The 12,095-nt window shown below is 46.0% G+C and carries 10 protein-coding genes; 5 read left to right on the plus strand and 5 right to left on the minus strand.

Annotated elements, in window-relative coordinates; translation table 11 throughout:
- The first annotated feature begins 133 nt into the window (after window positions 1-133).
- From OXI21_RS09585 to OXI21_RS09595, 3 genes are all read left to right on the plus strand, one after another.
- Window positions 134-448: a YqfO family protein gene (locus OXI21_RS09585; protein ID WP_279619355.1), complete on the plus strand. Its 315-nt coding sequence runs from the start codon at window positions 134-136 to the stop codon at window positions 446-448.
- Between the two features lie 160 nt (window positions 449-608).
- The gene (locus OXI21_RS09590) at window positions 609-2,528 is read left to right on the plus strand and encodes an FUSC family protein (RefSeq protein ID WP_279619356.1); all 1,920 of its coding nucleotides are present in this window, start codon (window positions 609-611) and stop codon (window positions 2,526-2,528) included.
- Window positions 2,515-3,114, plus strand: coding sequence for a DUF1287 domain-containing protein (locus tag OXI21_RS09595; protein ID WP_279619357.1), 600 nt, complete (start codon window positions 2,515-2,517; stop codon window positions 3,112-3,114). Before OXI21_RS09590 ends, OXI21_RS09595 begins: the two co-directional genes overlap by 14 nt.
- A gap of 147 nt (window positions 3,115-3,261) precedes the next feature.
- On the opposite strand, the gene OXI21_RS09600 is transcribed toward OXI21_RS09595, so the two are convergent.
- The 3 genes from OXI21_RS09600 to guaB all read right to left on the minus strand — a co-directional run bounded on the left by OXI21_RS09600 (window position 3,262) and on the right by guaB (window position 7,786).
- Entirely contained in the window at window positions 3,262-4,533 is a 1,272-nt protein-coding gene (locus OXI21_RS09600; RefSeq protein WP_279619358.1) for a serine hydrolase, read from the minus strand.
- 198 nt (window positions 4,534-4,731) lie between these two features.
- A complete protein-coding gene (lysS, locus tag OXI21_RS09605; protein ID WP_279619359.1) occupies window positions 4,732-6,249 on the minus strand; it encodes a lysine--tRNA ligase in 1,518 nt (505 codons plus the stop codon).
- A 79-nt stretch (window positions 6,250-6,328) separates the two neighbouring features.
- Window positions 6,329-7,786 carry an IMP dehydrogenase gene (gene guaB / locus OXI21_RS09610; protein ID WP_279619360.1) on the minus strand — a complete coding sequence of 486 codons (1,458 nt, stop codon included), beginning with the start codon at window positions 7,784-7,786 and terminating at the stop codon, window positions 6,329-6,331.
- A gap of 169 nt (window positions 7,787-7,955) precedes the next feature.
- On the opposite strand from guaB, the gene pgsA reads away from it, so the two are divergent.
- Window positions 7,956-8,537, plus strand: a complete 582-nt coding sequence (pgsA, locus tag OXI21_RS09615; RefSeq protein WP_279619361.1) for a CDP-diacylglycerol--glycerol-3-phosphate 3-phosphatidyltransferase — start codon at window positions 7,956-7,958, stop codon at window positions 8,535-8,537.
- 93 nt (window positions 8,538-8,630) lie between these two features.
- Here pgsA and OXI21_RS09620 read toward each other — a convergent pair whose 3' ends face one another.
- On the minus strand, window positions 8,631-10,214 hold the full coding sequence (locus OXI21_RS09620; protein WP_279619362.1) for a cysteine desulfurase family protein: 1,584 nt from the start codon (window positions 10,212-10,214) through the stop codon (window positions 8,631-8,633).
- Window positions 10,215-10,369: 155 nt separating this feature from the next.
- Complete coding sequence (locus tag OXI21_RS09625) at window positions 10,370-11,140, minus strand: ATP-binding cassette domain-containing protein (RefSeq protein WP_279619363.1); 771 nt, start codon at window positions 11,138-11,140, stop codon at window positions 10,370-10,372.
- Between the two features lie 230 nt (window positions 11,141-11,370).
- Between OXI21_RS09625 and OXI21_RS09630 the strand changes: the two genes are divergently transcribed.
- Window positions 11,371-12,087 (plus strand): DUF6348 family protein, encoded by a 717-nt coding sequence (locus tag OXI21_RS09630; protein WP_279619364.1) that lies wholly within the window; start codon window positions 11,371-11,373, stop codon window positions 12,085-12,087.
- Window positions 12,088-12,095: the final 8 nt, after the last annotated feature.

Genomic DNA, 12,095 nt, shown 5'->3' on the forward strand with positions numbered 1-12,095 from the left:
TTATTTACTTTGCTCAATAGAAGTTAAATGATGAAGTCGTAACGCCCATTTGTTGAGATAATTCACTATCGCGATAAAGAGCTATTTTATGATACGATCGGCTAACACCCAAACATTCATAGGAGTCTATTCAATGTATAAACTGGTCTTTTTTGTTCCCGATTCTCATGTGGAAGAGGTGAAAGAAGCGATCTTTGCAACGGGCGCTGGGAAAATTGGCAATTATTCGCACTGCTCCTGGCAAACACTCGGACAAGGGCAATTTAAGCCGCTTCACGGGAGCGATCCTTTTTCTGGCATTCAAGGCAATCTCTCTCGCTGCGAAGAGTGGCGCGTCGAACTTGTGTTAGAAAAATCGCTCGCAAAAGCGGCGATCACCGCTCTTAAAAAGGCCCATCCCTATGAAACGCCGGCGTTTGATCTTATTGAACTGATCGATCCTTTTTAAGGATTTCGGTTAACTTAACGTCACGCTAGGTAAATTCATATACAATTCAAAATTCTACTTAAAATAACCTTACATTAACCAATAAAAGTAACGTCCTTCTTCAAGCGCAATTGCTGAAAATCCCGTATAATACGCCTTTTACCCATCAATAAGGAGTCGTATGAGCGTGAAAGAGAAAGTGTGGTCGATGTTGCGAGAAGCGATAGCCGTCAATGAGCGGTCGTTCCCGTGGGAGCGCGCAGTGGGCGCAGGATTATCGATGGCCTTGCCGATCTTTATTGGACTGTGGCTGGGGCAATTACAATATGGACTGATCGCCGGACTCGGTGGATTTACCTATCTCTACGCCTTCAGACTCCCCTACGCACATCTCTCCAAGCGGATATTTTTTGTCGGCGCATCGATCGTCCTTGCCTCATTTTTAGGCTCGATCTCCTCCCCCTATCCCGTCGCAGTCGCCATCATTATGGGACTTATCTCGGCGGTGATGCTCTTTATCTTTAACGCGCTTAAATTTATCGGCCCTTCGTCGATCTTTTTTGTGCTTATTTTCGCATTAACTGCCGATATGCCAGAAGTGGGATTATCCGGCGCCCTATTTCGCGCAGGGCTAGTCGCGCTCGGGGCAACGCTTTCGTGGACCATCGCCATGAGCGGCTTTTTAATCAATCCCCATCGCCCTGAAATTCAGACGTTAAGACGAGCCTATCGCCAATTAATGAAGCTTACCGAAAGTGTGGGAACGCCCCATTTTCAACATGAGAAATACCTCGCGATGGCGGCCTTTAAAGAGGTCGAAGAGACGCTCATGGCGGGAGAACTCCCTTGGTCGCCGTCGGAAACCTATACGCGCCTGCTTCATCTTGCACTTGAAGGCAATGAATATCTCCTCTATCTTGTCAATCGCTACGCTGATGAAAAGGAAGCGCTTCCAAAAGAGGCGATGCTATTTTTAGACAAGGTCGATCAGGAGCTCAAACACAACCTCAAAACCGTGACGGAGCTCAATGTTCCCGCACTACCCGATCAAAAACTCACCCGCCATTTTGAAAAGATGAAAGTGGCGTTAAAACACCCGATCCACGATCTAAAACCGATCACGCTTGAGCGCCGTTACACCGTATTTGATATTTTAGGAAACGCCTTTGATCGCAATTCCCTTGTCTTTATTACCGCCCTTCGTTTTGGCGTAATTACCACCATTGCCGCGCTGGTCGCCCATAGTTTCGACTTTACTCGCTCGTATTGGATTCCGCTATCGTGCGTTGCGATTATGTCAGGCGCAACGATGGTCGCCACCTTTCACCGCGCGTTACAACGCTCAATCGGGACGCTAATCGGGATTATTATTGCAAGTAGCATTCTCTATTTTAAGCCCTCCGGCTATCCCATTGCCTTTTTCATTCTCTTTTTTACCGCAGTGACCGAGCTCTGCATCGTTAAAAACTACGGCCTTGCGGTGATTTTTATTACCCCAAATGCACTCCTCCTTGCGGAAACCATTACCGGGGGCGAATTTGCCTTTTTCCACTTCTCAACGGCACGTATTATTGACGTTGTGATCGGGAGTGCGATCGGGCTTTTAGGCGTGATTATCATGGGAAAACGCACTGCCTCATCGAGAATCCCACGGATTTTAATGCGCACGCTTCGCAACCAATCACAGATGATTTTATTGCTCTTTTCTAAAGAGAAAGCGAGCACGCAAGCCCAAGTTGAAGCCCGCCTTGTTAAAATGCGCACTAACCTTGCCAACCTCACCGCACTCTACGATGCCGCAATTGGTGAAATCCCGAAAAAACGCGAATTGATCGAATACTATTGGCCGATTATCTACTCGATGGAAAAGCTCGCCTTTTTACTCGAACGCGCAGCCGAAAGTAAGGCGCGCCCGGAGCTCTCAGAGTATGAGCTTGCTACCTTGCTTTATCTCTTTGAAACGTTAGCAAACTCTGCTAGATTTGATGAGATGGAAGCCCCGAAAATCATCCCCACGATTCCAGGATTTTATAGCCTCGAGCGAGAGATTGACACCTTACAACGCGCCTTTATGGGAGATTCGAAACATGCAGTTCAATAAAAAACAGACACTCTCCGGCCTAATTTGGATCGGCATCATGAGTTTTTCCAGCATCGGATGGGCTCAAAATCCCGTATCAAATGCCGCGAAATCCATTATTGATCCGAGCGTGATTTACGATGGTTCCTATCAATCGATCGCCTATCCCAATGGCGATGTTGCAGCGGATCGCGGTGTCTGCTCTGATGTCATTGTCCGTGCCTATCGCACGCTCAATATCGATCTGCAATCGGCGGTTCACAATGATATGCGCACTCATTTTAATGCCTATCCGAGTCAACGCATGTGGGGGCTTTCAAAACCCGATAAAAATATTGACCATCGCCGCGTGCCGAATCTTGAAACCTTTTTAACCCGCCAAGGCGCAAGTCTTCCCATCACGAAAAACCCTGATAATTACAGAGCCGGCGACATTGTTTCCTGGCGCCTACATAACGGCCTGCCCCATATTGGCATTGTTATTGATGAGCGCTCACAAGATAAAAAGCGCCCGCTCGTAGTGCATAATATCGGCCAAGGACAGATCGCCGAAGATGTACTTTTTGAGTGGAAAATCGTCGGGCATTTTAGATATTTGCCAAAATAATCGCCCCACTTTATTCCGCTTAAAAAAGAAACCTCTCAAGATGAGGCAATCATGATCGATTCACCTGCTTGAGAGGTTTTAGTATGGACATCCATTTTCAGTTAGGACTCCAATGGATGCCCATGAAAACCAATAAATAAAGATCGCTTATTGCGCCTCATTCTCTTTAATGGTATTGACAAGGGCCGCGAAAAATTCGTAGCTATCGATCGTCTCTTTACCTGTAGGTTTGGGCTGCGCACCCCATGCCGCAATGACGACATTTTCACGCGGATTCATATAGATCTGCTGTCCAAAGATTCCTTCAGCGGTGAAAGCGCCTTCATTGACTGTACCTTCTGCCTCTTCAATCGGCCACAGCATATAACCATACTCAATCGTTTCACCATTAATAACTTTCGGTGAACCCGCCTCTTTAAGCCAACCATCGGGCAATAGCTTCTCCCCTTTAACCTCCCCATTTTCAATCAAGAAAAGCCCAAAGCGAGCATAATCACGAAGCACTGCTTGCAAACCGCTTCCACCGACTTCTAAACCATCTTCAGACTCAAGCCACCACGTCGCATCAGACTCCATCCCCGCCTTTTTCCAAATACGCTCTGAGAGATACTCACTCACCGGCTTTCCGACCGCCGCCTTAACAAGTGCACCTGCAACGTGGGTTTCACCGGTACTATAATTCCAGCGCGTACCCGGCTCTGCTGCACGAGGGAGTTTAGCCATAAGCTCCAACACACCGCCCGGAATTTGGGCATTTTGCACTGCGAGCATCGCTCTACGATCTGAGTTTGGATCGGTATAGGTTTCATTCCATGCAACGCCTGATGCCATCTGCAATAAATGGCGCACAGTAACGCCATCATAACTGCTTCCCGTAAGCTCGGGCAGATAAGTTACAATCGGATCATCAATATCGTTGATATACCCGTCATTAAGGGCAATTCCAATCAGTGTCGCGGTAATTGATTTCACTACCGACATCGACATCCAGCGCGTTTTATCATGATTGCCAAGTTGATAATCCTCGTAATAGACTTTACCATCTTTAATCACAATCAGCCCACTCACACGATTGATCGATACATAATCGTAAAGATCGTATTTTGTCCCATTTGATTCAAAAATCACATTTGAAATTTGAAAGTCTGCCTTCGGTAACGCGCGAATATTCTCTGGATCATGAGCTACTTTTGCCGTGGGATAAAGCCGATCAATATTGCGGAATGTATTGGCCTGAATATCGGGCATTAGGCGACCATCATAGACCTCTTCCACCGTACCAATTTGTTCATCTTTATGGGGATTAATCACATCGTGTGCAAATGCACCACTCATCGACAGAGATAATCCTACCAGTAATGCAAGACGCTTTACACTAGCCTCTTTTTGACGCACAACTCCTTGTAACATTTTTTGCATGCCATCCTCTCTCTTGTTTATTATTGTTATTAACGCTTAAAAATGCACCATCGACTTTTATCAATGCCGTTTGATCAATGTAGCAGATAAATTAAGAAGTGAAAAGATACGAAAAGGATCTACATAAACAAAATAAAACCCCGTGTCAGCAAGGACACAGGGTTTTGTAGATATCTCTGTTATACGTCTATGTATAAATTATTTTACACGCATGTGAGGGAAAAGTAACACGTCGCGGATCGATTCTGAATCCGTGAAGATCATCACTAAACGGTCCACGCCGATTCCTTCACCGGCGGTTGGTGGCATGCCGTATTCAAGCGCGGTAACGAAGTCTTTATCGTAATGCATCGCTTCATCATCGCCGGCATCTTTATCGGCTACTTGCGCCATAAAGCGTGCGTGCTGATCTTCCGCATCGTTAAGCTCCGAGTATCCATTGCCCACTTCGCGGCCGCCAATGAAATATTCAAAACGGTCAGTGATAAGAGGATTCTCATCATTTTGACGCGCAAGCGGTGATACCGCTAATGGGTAACCTGTGATAAAGGTTGGAAGTAATAATTGCTCTTCCACTTTTTCATCAAAGATCTCCATGAGGATTTTACCCCAGCAATCGTTTTTATCGTAGTGGATATCATGTTTATCCGCATACGCCGCAACGCCTTCGCGCGTGTTAAGATCAAACTCTTTCGCATCATCGGTATAACGAATAATCGACTCTTGTACCGTCATGCGTTCAGCGGGTTTGCCAAAATCGATGTCATAGCCTTGATAATGAATTTGTGCGTTTTCGCCTTCATTGACCGCAAGCGCAATCTCTTTCATGAGCTCATCGGTAAAGTTCATCATATCTTGATAATCGGCATAGGCCCAATACCACTCAACCATGGTAAATTCAGGGTTATGACGGGTTGATACTCCTTCGTTACGAAAATTTCGGTTCACCTCAAAGACTTTTTCCATTCCACCCACAATAAGGCGTTTTAAATAAAGTTCTGGCGCGATACGAAGATAAAATTCCATATCCAGCGCATTATGATGCGTAACAAATGGTTTCGCATTTGCACCCCCAGGAATCGGGTGCATCATTGGGGTTTCCACCTCTTCAAAGCCTTCTTTATCGAAGAAATTGCGTAAGGTGCGCAGGATAAGATTGCGTTTTCTGAAGGTTTCGCGCGTTTCAGGATTCATAATCAAATCAAGATAACGCTGACGATAACGGGCTTCAACATCCGTTAAGCCGTGGAATTTATCCGGAAGTGGGCGCAGTGATTTCGTTAAAAGACGCAGTGTTTGGGCGCGAACGGTTAGCTCCCCTTTATCCGAGCGAGAGACCTCCCCTTCAACAGCAACAATGTCACCTAAGTCCCATGTTTTGAACTCTTCAAACGCCTCTTCACCGATTAATTTGGTATTCACAAAGAGCTGGATATCACCGGCTTTATCGCGCAATTGGATAAATCCACCCTTACCGAAAAGACGCTTAGCCATCATGCGGCCCGCCATCTTCACGTGCATTCCCTTCTCTTTTAGCGCATCGCGATCTAACCCTTCACACGCTTTGTGAAGCTCCGTTGAGACCGTGTCTTTTCTAAAATCATTGGGAAACGCAACCTGTTTCTCATCACGGATCTTCGCAAGCTTCTCGCGACGCTCCGCAATTAGGTGGTTTTCATTCATCTCAATATCTGCGTTTTGTGTAATATCCGTCATAATCTTCCGTCTAAATCAAAGTGAATGGCGATGAGTTTCCCCATCGCCGCGATTACCTTTTTACATCTTGTCCGTTAAATTAACGTGAATAGTTTGGTGCTTCTTTTGTGATCGTTACGTCGTGAACGTGCGATTCTTGCATCCCTGCGTTTGTGATCTGTACAAAACGCGGTTTTGTGTTCATTTCTGCGATGGTACCGCATCCAACATAGCCCATACCTGCGCGCACACCGCCCATTAATTGGTGAACGATTGGAACGAGTGAGCCTTTATAGGCAACGCGACCTTCAATCCCTTCTGGAACGAGCTTATCTGAGCTTGCGCCTTCTTGGAAATAACGGTCTGATGATCCAGCGCTCATTGCACCAAGTGATCCCATACCGCGGTATGATTTATACGCACGACCTTGGTAGAATTCGATTTCGCCCGGTGATTGATCAGTACCGGCTAAGATTGAGCCCACCATGATTGATGATGCACCTGCCGCTAACGCTTTTGCCATGTCGCCTGAGTAACGAATTCCGCCATCTGCGATCACCGGTACGCCCGTGCCACGAAGAGCTTCTGCGACGTTTGCAATTGCGGTAATTTGGGGAACACCAATCCCTGCGATGATACGCGTTGTACAGATTGATCCTGGACCAATCCCCACCTTAACGCCGTCAGTACCCGCAGCGAGTAGGGCTTTTGCTGCTTCTGCCGTTGCGATGTTACCGCTGATCACTTGTAATTCTGGATAAGTTTGTTTCACCCAACGTACGCGATCGATCACCCCTTTTGAGTGTCCGTGCGCCGTATCGACAACAATGGCGTCAACACCGGCGTCTACTAAACGCTCGATACGCTCTTCGGTACCTGCGCCCGCGCCGACTGCCGCGCCACAGATTAAGTTGCCATCAGCATCGGTTACTGAGTTTGGGTATTTTTCAGTGTGTGAAATATCTTTAACCGAGATTAAACCGCAAAGTTCGTTCGCTTCATTAACAACGAGTAGACGCTCTAAACGATGCACTTTTAAGAGCTCGATCACTTCTTCCTGCGTTGAACTTTCGCTTGCGGTAATTAAACGATCACGGGTGGTCATCGCGGTTACCACTTTTTTCGATGCATCATCTTCAAAGCGTACGTCACGGTTGGTGATGATTCCTACCACTTTGCCGTTATCAAGTACTGGCGCACCTGAGATTTTATTGGCGCGCATTAATTGTCTAAATTCGAAAATTGTGGTGTCGGGGGTTACCGTGATTGGGTCTGATACGATCCCGGTTTCATAGTTTTTAACTTTCGCTACTTCGCCCGCCTGTTCTTCGGGGGTTAAGTTTTTATGAATGATCCCGATCCCGCCTTGTTGCGCCATCGCGATCGCCATTGCGCTCTCAGTTACGGTATCCATCGCCGCTGATAAAAGTGGGATGTTTAACGCGATTTTCTGAGTCAATTGCGTTTTTAAGCACACCGCTTTTGGAATGACTTCTGAATAATCCGGTACTAGTAAAACGTCGTCAAAGGTTAATCCTTGTTCCATCACTCTAAGCATATTGGTGTCTCCTAAAAAACTGATATTAAAAGGGCTTCGAAAGCTAAAAATTAAAGTCCTTTATTCTAACATAGAAATCTGAGAGGATAGCTAATTTATAGCGCTTTTCTCATTTTTTGCTATAATGCGAACAATTTACTATTAGAAATGCTTTTGGAGTCTCATCATCATGAATATCCCCAGCATGATTACCTCCTTTCGGGTCGCAATCATCCCTATTTTCATCGCAGTTTTCTTAATTGAGTTAAACGGACATTTCTGGGGTTTCCCCGCGACAAACGTCGTTCTTCTTATCTTATTTGCCATCGCGTCGATCACCGACTGGCTTGATGGTTATCTCGCTCGTAAATGGAATCAAACCTCAAGTTTTGGGGCGTTTTTGGACCCTGTTGCCGATAAACTACTCGTTGCGGTAGCGCTCATTGCCATTGTGGCGAGTAACCCGACCCATTGGTATTTAACCCTATCGGTAATGATTATTATCAGCCGTGAAATCACCGTATCGGCGCTGCGCGAATGGATGGCCTCAATGGGGGAACGCGGCGTTGTTGCGGTATCGTGGATCGGTAAATGGAAAACCGCTTTCCAAATGCTTGCTATCGGTTGCCTACTCTTTAAAGAGGATTTCTTCGGACTACCGATCTTTACCATTGGTCTTATCTTATTAGTCGCCGCGACGGTGTTAACACTCTGGTCGATGATTCAATATCTCTACGCTACTTGGAAAGCACTTCGCCCCGCAAACGTCTAAGACTCACGAATATTAAACCGAATACAAAAAAGCTCATAGTCTAACATTAAACCGATGAGCTTTTTTATTGCCTGTCGTTTTGTATCTTTCATTTTAAAGCGTACGAATAATGCCTTCTACTTTTAAAAGATCCCGCAAATAGCGAGATGGCACGCCTTCGTTAAATTGTGCCTCAATGGAAAAATCACTGAAATCGCCTTGGGTAAACCCTCCGTTCAATTCTACTAACTCTGCTAATAATCGTTCTAACGCTTCTCGCACTGTAAGTACCGCGTCAATCATATAGGGCACGCCGGAAACGAGCGCTACGACGCGGAGTTTTCCATCCATTTGAATAATCTTAAAGGTCACTTTTAAATGTTCTTCATTAAGATGCGCCTCACTGATTAGTGGGGGATCTTCAGGTTTTTCTGACATGGCGCGAATCAAGTTAAGATTATTGAAAATCGACGCCATCTCTTGAAGCTCATCCTCACCCTCTTCACTCTGCTCTATCGAAAGATCAGCATCTCTCCCCGTTGCAAGGGATTGCAAAAGTCCGATCACCGCTTTAAAGCGCAGAAGCACAAATTCAATCTCATCCAGATTGGTAAAGCGCCCCAAACTGAGGCGAATACTCTGGAGCGAACGTTCCGTGGAATAGCCCATCTCCGTTAAGACATACGAGGGCAGCGTATCATCGCTATTACACGCCGAGCCCTTAGCAAAACCAAGCTCCGGCAGAAAATGAATCAGCGCATCGGCATGAACATCGGGAATCCAAAGATTGAGAATCGATGGGATAATTCTATGAATTTGATCTTCTGAATCGATCCGCCCACAATTTCGCTCAACGCCAAAGGGGGCAAGTTCCGTTAAGATTTTATCGGCCAATACGGTATGACGCGCCTGCTCTTCTTCATATGAATGGGCACAAAGTTCGAGTGCTTCCGCAAGCCCTGTGATCTGTTCATTCGGCATTGTGCCAGAACGAATCCCGAGCTGTCCGCCGCTGCCATCAATCAGAGGGGTTAACGGCAAACGTGGAAAATAGCGACGATAGAGAATTCCCACCCCTTTTGGCCCGTAGCATTTATGCCCACTCATGCTTAAAAGATCAAATTGAGAGGCATCAATTCGTTGGTGAGGCGCGGTTTGCGTGCCATCCACATGAAAGGGGATTTTTCGTGCGCGAGCCATTTTGGCAATGCCTTCAACTGGCATCACATCGCCCGTCTCGTTATTCACCCAAATGAGCGAGATAATCGCGGTATCGTCAGTGATCGCAGCTTCAACCATTTCAGGGGTAATCAGCCCTTGACGATTAGGCGAAATAAACGTGGATTTATAACCCTCTTTCATCAGCGCCTGCACCGTTTGCAGCGTGGCTTTATGCTCTACCGTTGAGGTGATAATGTGCTTTTTCGTTTGGCTGTGACAGACACCCTTAATCGCCTGATTGATCGATTCCGTTGCGCCACTTGTGATAATGAGCTCGTTACGTTTCACCTGTAAAAATGCGGCAATCGAATCAAGGGCCTGATCGAGCGCCTCTTTTGCTTCAAACCCCGCACGATGATGACTCGTAAAATTCCCCCACTTGGAGTGAAGCGTCTTCACCATCACATCGATCACACGGGGATCGGGAGGCGTTGTGGCTGCATAATCAAGATAGACAAATCGATCGTTTTTCATCATGGAAATCCTAGATTGTGAACGGAAAAGTAAACGTACAGATTAAATGTATGGATTAAAGGTATCGGGCCTGAAAAATAGAGCGAAACAAAAACGCGAGAGCCGAACTCTCGCGAATTATTATAACGCTTTTATCAAATCGCTCGAAGGGGATTTACTTAGCCGCGATAGTGCTTAATAAATTGTTGGAAACGCTCTGATTTTGGATTGGTGAAGAGCTCCTCAGGCGGGCCCTGCTCTTCGATGCGGCCCTCATGGAAAAAGACCACCTCATCGGAGATATTTTTCGCAAAATCCATCTCGTGGGTCACGATCACCATGGTCATGCCCTCTTTGGCAAGATCTTGCATCACCGTTAATACCTCGTGCACAAGCTCCGGGTCAAGCGCAGATGTTGGCTCATCAAAGAGCATCACGCTTGGCTCCATCGCTAACGCTCTAGCAATGGCAACGCGCTGCTGCTGACCACCCGACAGATTGATCGGATAATCATGAACGCGCTCTGAAAGCCCTACTTTATTAAGAAGTTCAAGCGAACGCGCTTTGGCCTCTTTTTTCGATAATCCTAATACATGAATCGGCGCTTCCATCATATTTTCAAGCACCGTCATATGACTCCAGAGATTAAAGTTTTGAAACACCATACCAAGCTGAGTACGCAGGCGACGCATCTGTTGCGGATCTTCGGCCACAAGGCCTTTATCGCCCGGCATCAATTTTAACGCTTCACCATTAATAATGATCTCCCCTTGATCGGGTTTTTCAAGCAGATTAATACAGCGTAAAAATGTACTTTTTCCTGAACCTGAAGCCCCTAAAAGCGAGACGACATCCCCTTTTTGTAACTCAAGTGAAATCCCTTTTAAAATCTCACGGTCACCAAAGGACTTATGGATATTTTTAATAGTTAATGCTGGCGTCTGTTTCATAAATCTCTGTAAACTATTTTAAAATCAATGGGGCATTATAGCAGTATCGGCCAAATAAAACATCGAAGAGATTCCCCGCGCGCGCTATTTTCTCAAATCCCCACCGAATCTCAGCTTAATTAATTGAATTGATAGGCGCTCATTAAAAAAATTAAATTGCTATTTAATTAAAAGGGCGGAGAATGGGAAGAATTGGGACACATTTTGGCTTGTCGAAGGATATATTGAATATGCAGCACTTAAATGATTGCGAGTTTCTCCACACTATTTTAGAAAATGAAGGGGTCACCGGATTAACCTATAACGATGGGTGGATTGAGAGTTCACAGACACCGACAAAAATTGCTGCACTGATCGAATTAAATCCCGCAGAACGTCAAGAATTATCAACGGTAACGCTCCATATTCGTCTTGCGCGCGAAGGATTTAAACCCTTTTCACAAAACTTTGAAGGCTATGCTCATTCAGAAGAAGAGGCGATTTTAGATGCCTATCAAGCTTTTTCACATACGGCGCTCGATCCGCTTTTGCTTGCTATTTGGAACATCAATGAAGCGGGCTATATTCAAGAAGAAGAGTGGGAAGTTGGCCCCGATCTCTATCGCGCGTGCCTTGGCAATGTCGTCGGTGAAGGAGAAGCCGGAAAACCCAATGAAATTGGCGCAGAAAACGCAAAAATTGCCACCGAAAGCGGCGTAGTTGATATTCCTGAGGATTATTTTGAGGCGCTCGTTGAGACCATTTATGATAATGCCGAAGGGGAAGAATTCCTCTGGTTCCATTTCAATTTTGTCTACACCCCCGGTGAAATGCCGGTGATGGAGCTCTATAAAAATGGCGAGTTCGTCGATCTTGAGCCCTCCGAACTGCTCGATATTCCTTGGCCTGAGTCCAATGAATTTTACGCATTTCGTGAAACCGTCATCTTAACGAAAAAACCTGCATAAACCTGCCA

This window comes from Ignatzschineria sp. RMDPL8A, assembly GCF_029815055.1.
GTDB lineage: Bacteria > Pseudomonadota > Gammaproteobacteria > Cardiobacteriales > Wohlfahrtiimonadaceae > CALZBJ01.

What these genes read in the sequence shown, in the direction of transcription:
- pgsA (WP_279619361.1), top strand. Translation starts at nt 7,956, where the DNA reads ATGAATATCCCCAGCATGATTACCTCCTTTCGGGTCGCAATCATCCCT.
- lysS (WP_279619359.1), bottom strand. Translation starts at nt 6,249, where the DNA reads ATGACGGATATTACACAAAACGCAGATATTGAGATGAATGAAAACCAC.
- OXI21_RS09585 (WP_279619355.1), top strand. Translation starts at nt 134, where the DNA reads ATGTATAAACTGGTCTTTTTTGTTCCCGATTCTCATGTGGAAGAGGTG.
- OXI21_RS09590 (WP_279619356.1), top strand. Translation starts at nt 609, where the DNA reads ATGAGCGTGAAAGAGAAAGTGTGGTCGATGTTGCGAGAAGCGATAGCC.
- OXI21_RS09600 (WP_279619358.1), bottom strand. Translation starts at nt 4,533, where the DNA reads ATGCAAAAAATGTTACAAGGAGTTGTGCGTCAAAAAGAGGCTAGTGTA.
- guaB (WP_279619360.1), bottom strand. Translation starts at nt 7,786, where the DNA reads ATGCTTAGAGTGATGGAACAAGGATTAACCTTTGACGACGTTTTACTA.
- OXI21_RS09625 (WP_279619363.1), bottom strand. Translation starts at nt 11,140, where the DNA reads ATGAAACAGACGCCAGCATTAACTATTAAAAATATCCATAAGTCCTTT.
- OXI21_RS09620 (WP_279619362.1), bottom strand. Translation starts at nt 10,214, where the DNA reads ATGATGAAAAACGATCGATTTGTCTATCTTGATTATGCAGCCACAACG.
- OXI21_RS09595 (WP_279619357.1), top strand. Translation starts at nt 2,515, where the DNA reads ATGCAGTTCAATAAAAAACAGACACTCTCCGGCCTAATTTGGATCGGC.
- OXI21_RS09630 (WP_279619364.1), top strand. Translation starts at nt 11,371, where the DNA reads ATGCAGCACTTAAATGATTGCGAGTTTCTCCACACTATTTTAGAAAAT.